The sequence below is a fragment of the Halomonas sp. OfavH-34-E genome (assembly GCF_024124525.1).
Taxonomy (GTDB): domain Bacteria; phylum Pseudomonadota; class Gammaproteobacteria; order Pseudomonadales; family Halomonadaceae; genus Halomonas; species Halomonas litopenaei.
In genome coordinates this window covers 60,324-75,486 of the sequence record NZ_JAMXRY010000019.1, presented here as the reverse complement: position 1 = coordinate 75,486, position 15,163 = coordinate 60,324, and the positions used below count along the sequence as shown (strand labels likewise).

Genomic DNA, 15,163 nt, shown 5'->3' with positions numbered 1-15,163 from the left:
GATCTCGGTCGATCAGTGAACGGGAGTGTCCTGTTCGGCGTCAGACGCGACCGCCTCCTCGGCGGGGTCGCCCTTGGCCAGAGCACCCAGCCGCGAACCACCCTGCGCCTGACGGCTCAGTCGGTTGAGATTGCGCAGCGACTGCAGGTGGACGTAGAGCAGCTCCAGTTCGTCACTGTCCAGCAGCGCCTTGAGGCTGTCCTCGGGCAGCGCCTTGAGCTTCTGACGGTTGACCGCCTGGAAGCCGGTCAGGGTGCGCTGACCACCTTCCGGCAGGCGAATCTGGGCCTCGACCGACTCGAGCAGGTCGAGCTCGACCAGACGGGCGCAGAAGGCGCGGGTGCGCTGGAAGTGCGCCTGATAGTCCTGAAGGAAGTCCAGTACCTTGCCCAGGTACTGGGTCTGCTCACCGTCGGCGTCGAAGAAGCGCTCGCCGCGACCGTCACGATTGAGCCCTTCGTAGTCATCATCGATGCACAGGGTGAAGGTCTTGTCGTTGTCGGCGGAGGCAAACACGAAGGGATAGCGGCGGAAGAAGGCCGGTACGTACTCACCGCGCCACTGGCCTTCACGGTCCACCAGCAGATTCTGGTCCTGCTCGAGTCCCAGCACGGCGACCGGCAGCACCCCGTCGTCGGCCTGGGTGAAGACGATCGGCAGGTCGGTGGCGGCGGTCGGAAATTCGGCCGCCATCAGCGGCACCGAGTTCACCCCGCTGGCAAAGCCGAAGTCCTTGCCGACCTTGAGCGACAGCTCGCGATGCTTGTCGCGGGTGATCGGCTGAACGTTGCGATAGATCAGAAGTTGAGTCGCCATGAAAGAGTCCTCTTGTAATTGAGTGTCGTCCCTGGGCCTGGACGTCAGCGTCGTTGCGCGGCCAGCGCGCCGGTGGAAGTCGGGGAGACCAGTGTCACCCCGTGGTAGAAGGTCACGAAGGGTTCGCCTTTCGCATCGAACCCCAGAGAAAGGTTGCTCAGCGGCTTGTCGCCGTGGGCGGCAATCCACTCGATCGCCTGTGCGCGCGACGTACAGCGCCACTCGCGAGCCAGCGACAACAAAAGGCCCGCCAGTTCGCCCAGACGTATCTCGGCCGGATGTAGATGCAGATTGATGGAATCACGACCGGTATCGCGGCCCTGGCGCCGTTCCTCGATCCTCACGGTCAACGGTGGCCAGGGCTTTCGTGCCAGCGCGTGGCTGACCTCGAGCTGTTCGATCACGTCGCCGACGAGCGGGGGCATCGCCGCAAGCGTGCTCGCCATTGCATGGCGCACCGCCTCGGCGCTCTCGAGCAGGACATAGTCGGAGACACTGGCGTCGACGCCAGGGCGCCACTTCCACGCCTGGTACAGCGGGAAGCGACGCCCCGGCAGGGCCTTGTCCGGCAGCGGCGCTTCCCAGTACACCTTGGTGGTCGCGGCCTCCAGCCCGAGATGCAGATAGTGCGCCATCGCCTGCGTCGACAGTCCGGCGACAAAGGCCCTCCGGTCGCCAGGCGCCAGCGCCAGCGACTCCAGCAACCCCTCGAGGCGCACCGCAAGATCGTCGGCGTCAACGCCCTCGAGCGGCACACTGTAGAGCCTGCGCTGATGCGCCCAGCGGGCGGGAGCACACTTGACCGAGCGCTCGGCACTGTAGGGACGCGCGAGGCTATCGAGCCAGGACTCGATCAACGCCTGACGCTCGGCGAAGGGCCGGGGTTCAGTGCTGGAAGGCAAGGAGGTCCATCCGGTCATTCATATGGGCGTCGATCTCCGCCAGGTCTTCGCCATTGATGACGCCGGCGGCATGCTTCAGCCGCAGCACGCTGATCAGGTAGTCGTAGCGCGCACTGGCAAGTTCGCTGCGGGCGAAGAACAGATCGCGCTCGGCGTCGAGCAGTTCGAGCACCGGCATGACACCGGATTCATAGGCCACCTGGCGGTATTCGACGATGCGCTGGTTGGCGGTCAAGGACTCGCTGAGCGCCCTGACCCGGGACATGGCGGTGACGATACCCTCGAAAGCCGCACGTATCTCGCGGTCGAGTTCTCGCCGCACCTGTTCGAGTCGAGCCTGCCCTGCCTCGATCAGACGGGTCCCTTCGCGCACCTCCGACGACACTCGCCCACCGCTGTAGACCGGCACATCGAGGCCGACCCGAATGGTCTGGGTCTCGACCTCGCTGCCGCCGCCGAACAATGAGCCCTCGGTCTCGTCATTGTCGTAGTCGAGACTCAGATCGAGGGTCGGATAGTGACCACCGCGACTCACCTTGACCTGCTGATTGGCCACTTCCACCGCCAGCCGTGCGGCTGATAGACGAGGATTGCGCTGCATCGCCAGCTCGATCCAGGCCTCGACTGACGACGGTTCTGGGCTCGCCAGCGTCAGGTCCTCATCGACCAGGCTAAGCTCCACCGGACGCACGCCGCTGACCTCGGCCAGGGCATTGAGGGCATCGCGCAGACGGTTGGCCACGTCCAGCTCGCGCGCCTCGACCTGCAGAAAGCGCGCCTGGGCGTCGAGCAGATCGATCTCGCGAATCAAACCGTCCTCGAAACGCGCCCTGACCTGCTCGAGATTGGTCTGGACCTGCTTCTTTTCGGCTTGCAGGAAACTCAGGTTTTCCGAAAGGGCGAGTACCGCAAAGTAGCGTTCGGCCACCCGCAGGTAGAGATCCTGGCGCGAGACCTCGAGCTCGGACGCGGCCTGCTGGATCTCCAGCTTGGCCTGGCCAAAGGCTGCCCAGCGGGAATAGTCATAGATCGACTGCTCGAGCGAGACACCGTAGACGGTGGTCGGGTAGGACGTGCTGCCGCTGCCGTAGACCTCGTTGTCGGTACTGACGATGTCCTGGGAGATCTCGCTGCGCTCGACATTGACATTGATCTGCGGCAGCAGCGCTGAGCGCGCCTGATAGTAACGCTCATCGGTGGCCTGCTTACCATGAAAGTCGGCCTGAAACTGAGGATCGCTGTCCACCGCGAGCTCGTGAAGTTCCAGCAGACTTTCTGCCAGCACGGACGGAGCAAGCAGGCACGCCCACCCGCCCAACGCCAGGCCGAACGCAAGCTTGTTGAGATGCATGATGATTTTTCCCCTGCGCACCGGTGGGACAAACACCGGCATTGCGCAACTGCTTTGTAATATTTTATTAACAACGGATGTACGATATTACCCACATCTTTTGTAGGAACACAGCTCCTATCTACTCTTTTGCAGGCAACATGATCAACGCAGTATCGACGCAGTAGGAAACTACATCGCAAAAGATGAGAAAGTTCATACTCGCTATCGCATTCCGCCACCGAAGGGAATCGGGTAACACATTGAAACCTGGAAAGTTCCGAAATTACGCCTAGGAGGAGGCACTCTTCGGGGCCGAGGGCGTGGTGAAAATCCCGTGACGGGAAGGTGATGCCAGGGCCTGCCAGCCGCTGTCACCTCAGCCCAGCCACCTGAGATTACCCAACCACCCACACTGGGCCTTTCAGGCTAGACCGAAAGCACGAGCAAAGTCCTACGCCAGCGATGACAACGCTGCACCTGGCGACACCTGGGCACTATTCATCCAGGCTGGCAATGCGGTTGCGACCACTACGCTTGGCGCTGTACAAGCGCCGGTCGGCGCGCTCGAACAGCGGTGCAAACCCCTCCCCCTTGCGATACTGGCTGACGCCGATGCTGATGGTGATGCGAATCGTCTGTCCATCCGACAGGGTGATTTCCCCCCCTTCCACCGCGCGACGCACCCGCTCGGCCGCCTTGATCGCCTCGGGCAAGGCGGTGCGCCGCATGACCACCACGAATTCCTCGCCGCCGGTGCGCGCCACCAGATCGCCATCACGCAGACAGTTGGCTACTGTTTGCGCCAGCCAGGTGAGCACCTGGTCACCGGCCGAATGACCGAAACCATCATTGACCTGCTTGAAGAAGTCGATATCGACCGCGGCCAGCGAGAACACCATCCCGCCACTGTCGCATTCCTCGATCAGGCGGGTGACGTGGCGATCCAGCTGGCTTCGATTGGGGAGTCCGGTCAAGGCATCGGTCATCGCCTGGTCTTCCAGTTGATCACGTTCGAGGCGAATACGATCGACCTCCATCTCGTTGGAAATGACACGTTCGACGGCCCCGACCAGTAGTCGGACCAACTCGATGTCGACCTCGCTGAAGGCGTGCCGCCGCGCCGACGGACTGGAGAAGTTCAGGGTTCCCCAGACCTTGCCCTGGATCCGCAGCGGTGCACCGATATAGGTCTCCAGCTGAAAGTTCTCGTAGCAGGGGTGGCCCTTGACTCGCTCGTCCTGCCCGGCGCGGTGGGTATGGAAGACGTCATCGGCGTCGAGGGTCAGCCGACAGTAGGTGTCACCCAGTGCAAAGCTGTCGCCGGAGGCGACTGGCGCATTATCCGAGGCCGCCCAGCGAACCGTGTAACGCTCCCCCTCGACCTGACTGACAAGCGCGATATCCAGCCTCAGGTAGCTCAAGGCGTCACGCAGCAGCATGTCGACGATCTCTGATACTCCGATATCGGTGCGATTTACCCCGGTATGGACATCCCGTAACAACTGGATCATCGAGCGATACTCGGAGACGTCCTGGATGATGGCGTAGAAGCCCATCACTTCATCTTCCACCAGGTCCGGCAGATAGTGGACCTTGAAGTAGATCTGGCGACCATCCTGGAGCACCAGGGAATCCTCGTAGCTGACCTCCTGCCCCGCCAGCGCCAGATCGAAACGTGGCCGGATCTTGGCGTAGGAGTCTGCATCAAGCACCGAAGACACCGGCTGCCCCATCAGCGCCTCGGCAGGCAGGCCGATGAAGTCGAGGTAGGCACGATTGTTGAAACGGAAGCAGAAGTCGCGGTCGACGTAGGCCACCATCACCGGCAGGTGGTCGGCCATCCGCGCGATGACACCGCGGCTTGCCTTCTGCCGAGCCGACAGTCGCAGCACCAGCCCACCATCGGCCAGGCGACAGCAGCTACCATCGCCCATTTCCAGCGGCATCGAAGGCTTGGCAGCGTGAGCGGCACCCCGGGAGACCCAGGCTTCAGCTACTGCCGCGGCCTCGCCAGGCAGCTCTGCCAGCCCCCGCCCGATCCAGACGTCTCCAGGCTCGCCCAGCACGCGCACGGCATCACCGACCACGTCGTGCACCTGCAACTCCGGCGTCAGGCGTACCAGCACCGTTCCGGACGACACCAATGCCTCTTCCACCCAGGCAAAACGCTCCATGAGGACATCTCCTTGCGTAAGCCCTGCCCTGGACCGGCAGCAGGTCAATACCCTGGCGGCTCGCGTGCCGTCTTCTCTAGCCTATGAAAAGATGCTTATAGATGCCGGATTATTTCGCTTGCCCGCTTCCACGTTATGCTGGCGTGGCCGACACCGCCGCGGGAGCTGCCCATGATCCACCAGGACCTTGTCGCCATCGAACACGCCCTGACGCTGGCCAATCGCGGGGATACCAGTTGGCTGTGCACACGCCTGGACACCCCTGCTCCCGCCTTCCCCCACCTGAGCGTCACCAGCGATGCCGATGGCCCCGGGTACGCCGGACAGCCCATCTTGCTGTCCCAGGCGCGGGGCGGCGGCGCCTGCCTGGTCAATATCGACAACAACGCCAACGATGGCACCCCCTGTCTGGTCGAGCGCCTGTCACCGAGCAGCGAGACCCTGGTGCACCTGGAGGTCATCCATGCAACGCTCGCCGGCCAGCCATCGCTGATTCGCCGCGTCAGCCTGGGCAATACGTCCATGAACCTGCAGCGACCCACGCCAACCAGTCCGCTGGTCCAGATCGGCGACGACGTCGTCGAGGTGCTGATCCAGCCGGCCTTGCGTCTGGTACTGACCGGCCACTCTCCGGTCAATGCCGACCTGGCGCGCCAGGGACAACGGCTCGGCTTCGAGGTCATCCTGTGCGCCCCAGACCACCCCGACACGCATCACTCGACAGCGCCCCTGCCGGCAGGCGTCGAGTTCCAGCGCGCGCCCGCGGCTCCCTTCCTGCGCGGCGGCGGCGGGCACCGACGCACCCTGGTGATGGACGCCACCGACGCCTCGGCCATTGTGCGAGCGAGCCGCGAGGCCTGCTGTCATGGCTATCTGGCGATGGCTGACATCGATCCACGCCGGGCGGCAAACTGGCTTTACGATTGCTGGCACAGCCTGCGCACCTCGCCCACCGTCTGACGCCCCGTCGCTGCGGCCAAAGCGCCAATTGACAGCCATCGGAGGCGGTCCTACGCTGTGCGCATTCCTGGGGGAGCCTGACGGCTGAGATTCCGCATCACGCGGTAACCCTTTGAACCTGATCCGGGTCATGCCGGCGAAGGGAAGGATGGTTGCGTTATCTCCTCTTTCTTCCTGTCCGCCGCTCGTCCCGCCTGTCCACCGGTCCCTGCGGACAACGACAAGAAAGAGGTCTTCTTTCGATGATGCTCGATCCCACCTGGACGGCGCTGTGGCTTCTGCTGTGCGCCGCCATCTTTGCCATCCCCGGCCTGATCTATGCCCGACGTCGTCAGGGCGGCCTGGATGACTACATCTCGGCTCGCAACAGCCAGAACACCCGCGCCACGGTGTTGACCCTGGTGGCCACCACCCTGGGCACCTGGATCCTGTTCGGCCCCGCCCAGGCGGCTACCTGGGGCGGCATCGGCGCGGTACTGGGCTATGCGCTGGGTTCCATGGTCCCGCGCCTGGTGATGATCCCGCTGGGACGACGCATGCGTGAGCTGATCCCCGAAGGCCACGGCCTCACCGAGTTCGTGATCCATCGCTACGGGCGCACCATGTACGCCTTCACCCTGACGATCATGCTGTTCTATCTGTTCATCTCGCTGGCGGCAGGCCTCACCGCGATCGCCCATATGGTCACCCTGCTGGCGCCGATCCCGCTGTGGCTGACCGCCTGCGTGGTGATGATCGCGACCCTGCTCTACACCTTCTACGGCGGCCTGCGCACCACCATCTTCACCGACAAGGTACAGATGCTGGTGATCCTGCCGTTGCTGGCGCTGCTGCTGGTGTTCGGCTGGCAGGCCGCCGGCGGCGTCGCGCCGACGCTCGAGGGCCTGCAGGAGCGTGCGCCCCAGTTGCTGGATGTCACCGATGCCGGTGGCCTGCGTGCCGGTCTGACGTTCTTTATCGCGGTGATGCTGACCGGCCTGTTCTACCAGGGCACCTGGCAGCGCATCTACGCCGCCCGGGACAGCAAGGTGCTGCGGCGGGGCTTCTGGATCGCAGGGCTGTTCAACTTTCCGGTGATCGTGCTGATGGGCCTGTTCGGCCTGGCCTTCGTCGGCCTCGGGCTCGAGGGAGACGGTTCGGTGGCGCTGTTCAGCGTGCTGCTGTCCGAGGTGCCGCTGTGGTTCGCCCTGGCCTTGATTCCGCTGGGTCTGGCCCTGGTGATGAGCAGCGCCGACACTACCGTCAACGCCACCTCCAGCATCATCGCCGTCGACATGCACCGGCTGCTGCCCCAGGCCAGCGAAGCCACCCTGATGCGCCTGGCACGCTGGCTGATCGTCGCCGCAGCGGTGCCGGTGACCTGGGTGGCGGCCCAGGGCTACAGCGTGCTCTATCTGTTCCTGCTGGCGGACCTGCTGTGCTCGGCGGCGGCCTTCCCAGTGTTTTTCGGTCTGTTCAATCGCCGCTACGACGGGCGCAACGCGGTCCTCAGCACCGCTGCGGGCCTGGTCGCCGGGCTGGCGATGTTCCCGTCCCCCAGCGGCGGTACCGCCACCCTGCTGGAATCCTTCCTGCTGGCGGCCTTCGTGCCGGTGCTGGTCTCGCTGGTGCTGATGAAGCTGCTGCCATCCCGCCAGGACTATGACTTCACCCGCATGGGCAGTCTGGTGCGGCGTTTCCAGAGCTGACACCGCCACGCTGACAGCCTGGCAAGGCGTGATAAAAAACAGCGGGACGTGCTGACGCGTCCCGCTGTTGTCGTTTCAAGGCCTGGCGATCAGGGGCCCTGGCAGTTCCGGCTCATCAGCGACCAGGCCGCGCCAGCCCCAGGTGGTCGCGCAGGGTGCGGCCCTGGTACTCGCGTCGAAACAGCCCGCGGCGCTGCAGTTCGGGCACGACCTGTTCGACCACGTCCTCGATGCTGTCCGGCAGCGATGGCGGCATCAGGTTGAAGCCGTCCGCCCCGCCCTGCTCGACCCAGCGCTGCATCTCGTCGGCGATACGCTCCGGGGTGCCGACCATGGTGCAGTGGCCGCCACCGGCGGCGAGCCGTCCCAGCAACTGGCGCAGCGTCGGTCGTTCGCTCTCGATGATCCGCAGAATCGTGGCGTAGCGCCCCTTGGGCCCGCTGAAGGCCTCCAGTGGCGGCAACTCGGGTACTGGGGCGTCGAGCTCCCAGTCGCTCACGTCCTGGCCGATGAACTGACTCAACTGGCGCCGGGAGCTGTCCACCGGCAACAGTTCGTCGAGCTCCCGCTGCTTGCGTCTGGCCTCCTCTTCGGTGGAGCCGACGTAGGTCACAAGCCCCGGCATGATCGCGACCTTCGGTCTGCCCGCGGCCTTTACCCTGGCCTGAAGATCGCGGTAGTAGTCCTGGGCAGAGGACAGATCGTAGGCCACCGCGTAGATGGCCTCGGCGTAGCGCGCGGCCAGGTCACGGCCCTGATCCGAGGCTCCGGCCTGGAACAGCACCGGGTGGCCCTGGGGCGGACGCGGCACCGTCAGCGGGCCATCCACCAGAAAGTGCTCCCCGTGATGATGGATGGGACCGACCCGGCTGGCGTCGACGTAATCGCCCTGGCGATCCCTCACCAGGGCGTCGTCACTCCAGGAGTCCCACAGCGCCAGCACGGTATTGGCGAATTCCTCCGCCCGGGCATAGCGCTCGGCGTGGCTTGGCATGGCCTCGAGCCCATGGTTGCGCGCCTCGCTGTCGAACATCGAGGTCACCAGGTTCCAGCCCAGGCGTCCGCCGGAGATATGGTCCAGCGAGGCCAGCATGCGCGCAGCGTGAAACGGTGTATAGAAGGTGCTGGAGACGGTCGAGATCAGCCCGATGTGTTCGGTGGCCCGCGCCATGGCCGCCAGCATGGTCAGGGGCTCCAGGGTCCACAGCGGACCGTCGGCGATGTTGCCCGCGGCGTGACCATCGGCGAAGAACACCGCATCGAAGCGACCCCGCTCGGCGAGCCGCGCCAGTTCCTCGTAGTAGCGGATATCGGCCAGGCGCTCGACGCTGGAACGGGGATGACGCCAGGCCGCCTTGTGGTGGCCACAGCCCATGATGAACAGATTGAGGTGCATGCTGGCCATCAGTCCTTCACCAGTCCGCCGTCGACCACCAGGTTCTGGCCGGTGACCGCTCGCGACCAGGGCGAAGCGAACAGTAGCGCAGCGTCGGCAAACTCTTGCGGCGTGGTCACCCGTCTCAGCGGTGTGCTGGCGGCGATCAGATCGAACACCGCCTCCGGCGTGGCGCGGGAGGCATCGGTGGTGCGCAACAGGCCCCCGGAGATCATGTTCACGGTGATGTTGTCCGGGCCCAGATCGTGGGCCAGGGTGCGCGTCAGCGACAGCAGCGCCGCCTTGGCGGCGGTGTAGTCGTGGTAGGGCACCACCGGGTTCTGGAACAGGTTGGTACCGATATTGACGATGCGACCAAAGCCGGCCTCACGCATGCCGGCAAGCGAAGCCTGCACCGTGTTCAGAGCCCCCCGGGCGACGCCCTGAAGCTGATGATCGAGGTGCTCCCAGGTCAGCTCGTCGGGACCGGGGCGGGCGTCGCCGTTGAAAGCGAAGTCCGGCAGCGCATTGTTGATCAAGGTGGTGACCGGCGCGCCGAAGTGCTCGCGGGCATGCGCGAACATGGCATCGACGGCGCTGCGATCACAGACGTCGGCGGCCACCGCCAGGGCTTGCTCGGGATAGTCGGCTACCAGCGCGTTGGCGCCCTCTTCGCTGCGTCGATAGTTGACCACCACCCGCGCGCCCTGCTCGAGGAAGCTGCGCGCCAGGCTGACACCGAGGCCACGTCCGGCGCCGGTGACGACGACCAGCTGGCGGGAAATAGGAAGCGCGGGCGGGCTTGCGGAGGTAGCGCGTGAGGCGTCGGAAAGGGTCATCTGGCGGGTCCTTGGTCGAGGCGAGGAACGCACGCCGACCCCTGGACTGACGACTGCGCTGACATCCCTTCGCCGGTATGAACTGGATCAGGTTCGACGGGTGTTTCTCAGCCCCGCTATCGTGCGGGACACCCCGTGCCATGCGCCTTCGACCTTAGCCCATCGGCGCAGGGCGGACAAGCCGCGCAGCACCTGGAACATCACCGCAGCCGGGGCATGCAGATGGGCGCTTCAGACCCGACGGTCAGCCCGGTGCCTGGACGGCTTGCATCAAGTCACTTCCTTCCTCTCCCGCCCGATTGACCCTGGTCGAGACCGGCCATGCGTCGAAGGCGCCAGCGGGTAGATGCCGCACCGTCTGGCGCATGACGTCGCGATCGCTCAGCTCAGGATCGAGCCAGGGTTCAAGGCTGCCGTCGTCCAGCGCCAGCGGCATCCGGGCGTGCACCTCACTCGCGCAGCCCCGGGCGGGTTCGGTGAGGATGGCAAGGCCCGGCCTGCCGTCGGCCCTTTCACTGAAGATCGCCGCCAGCCACAGCGGCGCGCGATCTTCACGACATAGAAAAAAGGGCTGCTTGCCGGCCTCGCCCGGCAGCCACTCGTACCAGCCGTCCGCCGGCACCAGGCAGCGATGGCGGGCAAAGGCCCCACGAAAATAGCGCGAGGTGGCGACCTTCTCCACGGTGGCGTTGATCGGCTCCGGCGCCCCGGCTTGGGCCCAGTGGGGTCGATAGCCCCACCACATCGAGGTAAAGGAAGGTATGCCCTCCCCGTCCATGGCGAGCGACGTGATCCAGGTGCCCGGCGCGACGTTGTAGCGAGGTGGCGGCTCCTGCTCGGGCAGGCGCGGCGCCACCGGCAAGCGCATCAGCGCCGCCAGCTGAGCAAAAGGTGTGTAACAGGCGAAACGGCCGCACATGGTTACCTCCGTTGCCGGACCCTGCAGGATCAGCCTAGCACCATCTCTTGCGTCCACTCCGGCCACCTGTGCGCGCTACAGGTTAGTCATATGCGAACGTTAAGTTTTCGCTAAGCTAGGCAGCCTAGCCTTGCCATCAACTCCTCTTTCAAGGACGCGATGACATGGCCCCGGCAATCGCAGCATCGGCCTCGAAGACGACAGCCCACACGGATGCTCCCGAGCCGGACGTGACCTCCGGCCTGTGCTGGGCGTCCCCGGAGCGGCTGGGCGAGGCAAACGCCTTCATCTCCAACGTCTATCGTTTCCATCACAATGCCTCCATCAGCAACCCCTACCAGCGCTTGCTGACACTGCGAGACCACCATGGCGCGCTCGTCGCTACCACGGGGCTCAGGCGTGCCGATGAAGGCCCTCTCATGGTGGAACACTACCTCGAGGCACCTGTCGAGATGGTGCTCGCCACTCGTGGCCTCTGCAACCTTGCGCCGCCGCGCCACCAGGTCATGGAGGTCGGCGCCCTGGCCAGCGCATCGCCAGGCGCCGGCCGACGGCTGATGCTGTCGCTGGTGGTGGTGCTCGAGCGACTGGGCATCGACTGGCTGGTGGTGACCGCGTCCAGGGACGTGCGCAACGGCCTCGCCCGGCTCGGCATCGAGATGCACACGATCGGTCGCGCCCATCGCCACTGCCTGGACAATCCTGTGGACTGGGGACGGTATTACGAGCGGGACCCCAGGGTTGTGGTGATTCGCCCCCTCGAGGTGGCCAACAGCATGCGCGCCACCCCGCTCGGCGCTTTGCTTCTCGCCGGCGCAGCACAGCTTGCCCCGGAGGCGGCAGATCCCGTACCGGCGCTACCCCATGTCCACGCCTGCTCCGCGGCCGGGGACATGCCCCATGGATAGGCTACACCAGCGCCTGCGCCAAAGGGCGAGGCTGTCGCCGGATGCGGAGAGCCTGCTCGGGCAAACCCCGGATGGCGCCGACATCCGACTTACCGCCCGGCAACTGGAGGCAGCCATCGACGCTGTCGCGCACCAACTCGAGCAGTCGGGCGTTTCCCACCTGGGCCTGCTGGGTCACAACTCTCCTGGCTGGCTGGTCGCCCAGCTAGCTGCCTGGCGGGCTGGCCTGCCGATCACCCCGATACCTGCATTTTTCAGCGAACAACAGCTCAACCACCTGCTCGATACCACCGGGCTGGACGGGCTTCTGATCGCGCAGGACAGCCCGCTGGACGCCTGGCTGCCATCTGCCCGCGCCAACGACTTCAAGCGCCAGCCACTCGACGCTCCGGCCGGCCTGTCCATCGCCTTGTTCCGGCGCCCCTCGACGCCCGCACCACTTCCGGACGGAACGCGATTGATCACCTTTACCTCCGGTACCACCGGCACCCCCAAGGGGGTCTGCCTGTCCGGGCCACATCTCGAGTCGGTCATTGAAGGGCTGGAACAGCGCCTTGCAGGAGTTCCCCTCCATCGTCACGGCGTGGTGCTGCCCATGGCGGTGCTGCTCGAACACCTGGCAGGCGCACTCTTCGCCCTCTGGCGAGGAGCCACGATCGTTATCGATACGCCCGATCTTACCGGGCTACATGGCAGCGGTACGCTAGACCCCAACCAGTGGCAACGCTGGCTGGCCAAGCGCCGACCCGACAGCCTGATTCTGGTGCCGGCGCTGCTCAAGGCGCTAACTCACCTGGCCTCACATCATTCTGCGGCAAACGGTTGGCAACAGGTGTTGTCGCTAGTCGCCGTAGGCGGTGGCCAGGTGCCCCGCCGCCTGCTCGAACAGGCAACCCAGCTGGGACTCCCTGTCGCCCAGGGCTACGGCATGTCCGAGATGGGCTCGGTGGTCTGTCTGAGCCGCCCGGACGAGCCCCAGGATGGCCGTGTCGGGTGCCCCCTCAAGGGATTGCGCCTAAGCACCGATGAGCAGGGGCAACTGCTGGTCCACGGTCGTCGCATGCTCGGCTATCTGGCGTCCGATCATCAGGTTCCATCAACCGAGATGCCCTGGCCCAGCGGAGATCTCGGTCACCGCCTGGCGGACGGTCATTGGCGCCTGGACGGGCGTCAGCGCAACGTCATCATCCTGTCGAACGGACGCAATCTCTGTCCCGAGTGGCTCGAGGCGGAGCTCGAGCTCATCGACGGTATCGATCGTGCCTTCGTCTTCGGCGAAGGCTTGCCGGGGGTGCTGGCGCTCCTGAGCCCTTCAGCCGCTATCCAGCCCCCCCGCCTGGAAGCCCACATCGCCGCGCTCAATCAGCGCCTGCCCGACTACGCCAGGGTCCGCGGCTGGCAGTCGTTGATGCGGCAACTGCCAGGCGTCGCCGAGCCGCTGTCGATCGCCAGCAACGAACTGACCGCCAACGGACGCCTGCGCCGGGCCAGCATTCAGCTCCGCCGTCGCTGCGACATCGAGCGGCTTGTCGCCAGAACCTTCCCTGGCCATGAGCAGGTGTCAGCAGCGCTTTCCTCCGCCGCCGACGGCCTCCCTTCATACCCACAGGAACCCCCACCCCCATGAACACGCTGACCGATACCCCGATCGTCACCTCGCCACCTGTCGACAACGGCAAGCCCGACGGTTTCTACCGCCACCTGCTCGCTGCCACCGAAGACGAACGCCAAGCCTTGATGGGAGGGGAACTGATCGGGCGCGCCCAGGGTGGCAAGATCACGCTGCCCGAATATCGCGCCTTTCTCGCCCAGGCCTATCACCATGTACGCCACACCGTCTCACTGATGATGGCCTGCGGCGCCGAGTTGTCCGCTCCGAACTTCGTGCTGCGCGACAACCTGCGCATGGCCATCGCCGAGTACATCGACGAGGAAAAGGGCCACGAACACTGGATACTCGATGACCTCGAGTCCACCGGCGTCGATCGGCACCACGCGCGTTCACGCCCACCGCTGTTCGAGACGGAATGGATGGTGTCCTACGCCTACGACAGCATCAGACGTCGCCATCCACTGGCCATGTTCGGCATGGTGCTGGTGCTCGAGGGTACCAGCACCTCGGCGGCCAGCGCCGCCGGCAGGGCCATCCGCGATAGTCTGGGCCTGACCGATGACGCCTTCCACTACCTGTTTTCCCACGGCGAACTGGACATCTCCCATATGGCCTTCTTCGCCGAACTGATGGACACCATCACCGACACCGAGGAGCAGGCCCAGATCATCCATTCGGCCCGTGCCTTCTATCGCCTCTATGGCGCGGTCCATGACGCCGCCCTGCGAGACGCCGAGCACTGGACGGACGAAGCGCTGGAGGCAAACTCATGCCATCACTGAGCGAGCGCAGGATTCTGGTGACCGGCGCCACTGGCGGCATCGGCTCGGCGCTGGTGAAGCGGCTTGACGCCGAAGGCGCCAGCCTGTGGCTGGCAGGGCGTGATGAGGGCAAGCTCAGCGCCCTGGCGGGCGAGCTTGGCAAGGCTGCCTCGAGACACACCCTCGTCGCTGGCGTCGATCTGACCACCGCGATGGGCCGCCAGCGGCTACTCGACCAGCTAAGTCAGGCAGCACCCGAGCAGCGCCCTTCGACGCTGGTCCACCTGGCCGGCATCAATCATCTCGGCTGGTTTCGCGAAACCTCGCCAGACGACGTCACCCGGGTACTCGATACCAATCTGACCTCGACCCTGCTGCTGACCCAGGCCCTGCTGCCTTTGTTTCTCGGCCAACCCAGCGCCAACCTGCTGTTCGTGGGCTCACTGCTGGGGCATATCGGCCACCCGGGCTATGTCGCCTACTGCGCCAGCAAGGCCGGCCTCAAGGGCTTCGCCGAAGCGCTGTCCCGGGAGCTCGAAGACACCTCGGTCCGGGTGCAGTACCTGGCCCCCCGCGCCACCCGGACCGCCATGAACGGCCCCGACGCCGAGGCCATGAACGAGGCCCTGGGCAATACCGTGGACAGCCCCGAGCGCGTGGCAGATGCCATCATCAAGCAGCTGACAAGAGGCCAGCGTCGCGCCGTCCTCGGCGGCAAGGAGCGCCTATTCGCGCTGATCAACGCCATCGCCCCCACGCTCGTCGATCGCGCTATCGCCCGGTCCCGAGCCGATATATCCCGCCACCTGGATCCCCCTGCGCAGGTTGTCCAGGACTGACCAGCAGACGTCCTTATCGCCTTGACCCTTGTGCTGC

The 15,163-nt window shown here is 65.3% G+C and carries 13 protein-coding genes and 2 riboswitches; of the genes, 6 read left to right on the top strand and 7 right to left on the bottom strand.

Annotation, left to right across the window (positions count from 1 at the left end):
* Window positions 1–12 precede the first annotated feature (12 nt).
* From NH448_RS10315 to NH448_RS10300, 4 genes are all read right to left on the bottom strand, one after another.
* Entirely contained in the window at window positions 13–816 is an 804-nt protein-coding gene (locus NH448_RS10315) for a SapC family protein (protein ID WP_124802248.1), read from the bottom strand.
* A 44-nt stretch (window positions 817–860) separates the two neighbouring features.
* Window positions 861–1,718, bottom strand: a complete 858-nt coding sequence (locus NH448_RS10310; protein ID WP_124802250.1) for a hypothetical protein — start codon at window positions 1,716–1,718, stop codon at window positions 861–863.
* Window positions 1,702–3,069: a TolC family outer membrane protein gene (locus tag NH448_RS10305; protein ID WP_045994638.1), complete on the bottom strand. Its 1,368-nt coding sequence runs from the start codon at window positions 3,067–3,069 to the stop codon at window positions 1,702–1,704. The genes NH448_RS10310 and NH448_RS10305 overlap by 17 nt, the downstream gene beginning before the upstream one ends.
* A 476-nt stretch (window positions 3,070–3,545) precedes the next feature.
* The gene (locus tag NH448_RS10300) at window positions 3,546–5,225 is read right to left on the bottom strand and encodes a diguanylate cyclase (protein WP_253028758.1); all 1,680 of its coding nucleotides are present in this window, start codon (window positions 5,223–5,225) and stop codon (window positions 3,546–3,548) included.
* Between the two features lie 171 nt (window positions 5,226–5,396).
* On the opposite strand from NH448_RS10300, the gene NH448_RS10295 reads away from it, so the two are divergent.
* Window positions 5,397–6,185 carry a hypothetical protein gene (locus NH448_RS10295; protein WP_253028757.1) on the top strand — a complete coding sequence of 263 codons (789 nt, stop codon included), beginning with the start codon at window positions 5,397–5,399 and terminating at the stop codon, window positions 6,183–6,185.
* Window positions 6,186–6,244: 59 nt separating this feature from the next.
* Window positions 6,245–6,347, top strand: a riboswitch (TPP riboswitch).
* Between the two features lie 80 nt (window positions 6,348–6,427).
* The gene (locus tag NH448_RS10290) at window positions 6,428–7,873 is read left to right on the top strand and encodes a sodium:solute symporter family protein (RefSeq protein WP_108449909.1); all 1,446 of its coding nucleotides are present in this window, start codon (window positions 6,428–6,430) and stop codon (window positions 7,871–7,873) included.
* Window positions 7,874–7,988: 115 nt separating this feature from the next.
* On the opposite strand, the gene NH448_RS10285 is transcribed toward NH448_RS10290, so the two are convergent.
* From NH448_RS10285 to NH448_RS10275, 3 genes are all read right to left on the bottom strand, one after another.
* A complete protein-coding gene (locus NH448_RS10285; RefSeq protein ID WP_253028756.1) occupies window positions 7,989–9,278 on the bottom strand; it encodes an LLM class flavin-dependent oxidoreductase in 1,290 nt (429 codons plus the stop codon).
* Entirely contained in the window at window positions 9,278–10,087 is an 810-nt protein-coding gene (locus NH448_RS10280) for a 3-oxoacyl-ACP reductase (protein ID WP_253028755.1), read from the bottom strand. The genes NH448_RS10285 and NH448_RS10280 overlap by 1 nt, the downstream gene beginning before the upstream one ends.
* A 47-nt stretch (window positions 10,088–10,134) precedes the next feature.
* Window positions 10,135–10,233: riboswitch (TPP riboswitch) on the bottom strand.
* 98 nt (window positions 10,234–10,331) lie between these two features.
* Window positions 10,332–11,006 carry an SOS response-associated peptidase gene (locus tag NH448_RS10275; RefSeq protein WP_253028754.1) on the bottom strand — a complete coding sequence of 225 codons (675 nt, stop codon included), beginning with the start codon at window positions 11,004–11,006 and terminating at the stop codon, window positions 10,332–10,334.
* A 164-nt stretch (window positions 11,007–11,170) separates the two neighbouring features.
* Here NH448_RS10275 and NH448_RS10270 point away from each other — a divergent pair, with 164 nt between their 5' ends.
* The 4 genes from NH448_RS10270 to NH448_RS10255 are packed head-to-tail and all read left to right on the top strand — an operon-like array spanning window position 11,171 to window position 15,126.
* The gene (locus NH448_RS10270; protein WP_253028753.1) at window positions 11,171–11,914 is read left to right on the top strand and encodes a thermostable hemolysin; all 744 of its coding nucleotides are present in this window, start codon (window positions 11,171–11,173) and stop codon (window positions 11,912–11,914) included.
* The gene (locus tag NH448_RS10265; protein ID WP_253028751.1) at window positions 11,907–13,541 is read left to right on the top strand and encodes an AMP-binding protein; all 1,635 of its coding nucleotides are present in this window, start codon (window positions 11,907–11,909) and stop codon (window positions 13,539–13,541) included. The genes NH448_RS10270 and NH448_RS10265 overlap by 8 nt, the downstream gene beginning before the upstream one ends.
* Window positions 13,538–14,308, top strand: a complete 771-nt coding sequence (locus NH448_RS10260; protein ID WP_253028750.1) for an iron-containing redox enzyme family protein — start codon at window positions 13,538–13,540, stop codon at window positions 14,306–14,308. The genes NH448_RS10265 and NH448_RS10260 overlap by 4 nt, the downstream gene beginning before the upstream one ends.
* Window positions 14,296–15,126, top strand: a complete 831-nt coding sequence (locus tag NH448_RS10255) for an SDR family oxidoreductase (protein WP_253028749.1) — start codon at window positions 14,296–14,298, stop codon at window positions 15,124–15,126. The genes NH448_RS10260 and NH448_RS10255 overlap by 13 nt, the downstream gene beginning before the upstream one ends.
* The last annotated feature ends 37 nt before the right edge of the window (window positions 15,127–15,163 follow it).

Bases quoted from the DNA above. Each gene is read 5' to 3' on its own strand.
- NH448_RS10315 (WP_124802248.1), bottom strand. From the start codon at position 816: ATGGCGACTCAACTTCTGATCTATCGCAACGTTCAGCCGATCACCCGC.
- NH448_RS10305 (WP_045994638.1), bottom strand. From the start codon at position 3,069: ATGCATCTCAACAAGCTTGCGTTCGGCCTGGCGTTGGGCGGGTGGGCG.
- NH448_RS10300 (WP_253028758.1), bottom strand. From the start codon at position 5,225: ATGGAGCGTTTTGCCTGGGTGGAAGAGGCATTGGTGTCGTCCGGAACG.
- NH448_RS10295 (WP_253028757.1), top strand. From the start codon at position 5,397: ATGATCCACCAGGACCTTGTCGCCATCGAACACGCCCTGACGCTGGCC.
- NH448_RS10290 (WP_108449909.1), top strand. From the start codon at position 6,428: ATGATGCTCGATCCCACCTGGACGGCGCTGTGGCTTCTGCTGTGCGCC.
- NH448_RS10285 (WP_253028756.1), bottom strand. From the start codon at position 9,278: ATGGCCAGCATGCACCTCAATCTGTTCATCATGGGCTGTGGCCACCAC.
- NH448_RS10280 (WP_253028755.1), bottom strand. From the start codon at position 10,087: ATGACCCTTTCCGACGCCTCACGCGCTACCTCCGCAAGCCCGCCCGCG.
- NH448_RS10275 (WP_253028754.1), bottom strand. From the start codon at position 11,006: ATGTGCGGCCGTTTCGCCTGTTACACACCTTTTGCTCAGCTGGCGGCG.
- NH448_RS10270 (WP_253028753.1), top strand. From the start codon at position 11,171: ATGGCCCCGGCAATCGCAGCATCGGCCTCGAAGACGACAGCCCACACG.
- NH448_RS10265 (WP_253028751.1), top strand. From the start codon at position 11,907: ATGGATAGGCTACACCAGCGCCTGCGCCAAAGGGCGAGGCTGTCGCCG.
- NH448_RS10260 (WP_253028750.1), top strand. From the start codon at position 13,538: ATGAACACGCTGACCGATACCCCGATCGTCACCTCGCCACCTGTCGAC.
- NH448_RS10255 (WP_253028749.1), top strand. From the start codon at position 14,296: ATGCCATCACTGAGCGAGCGCAGGATTCTGGTGACCGGCGCCACTGGC.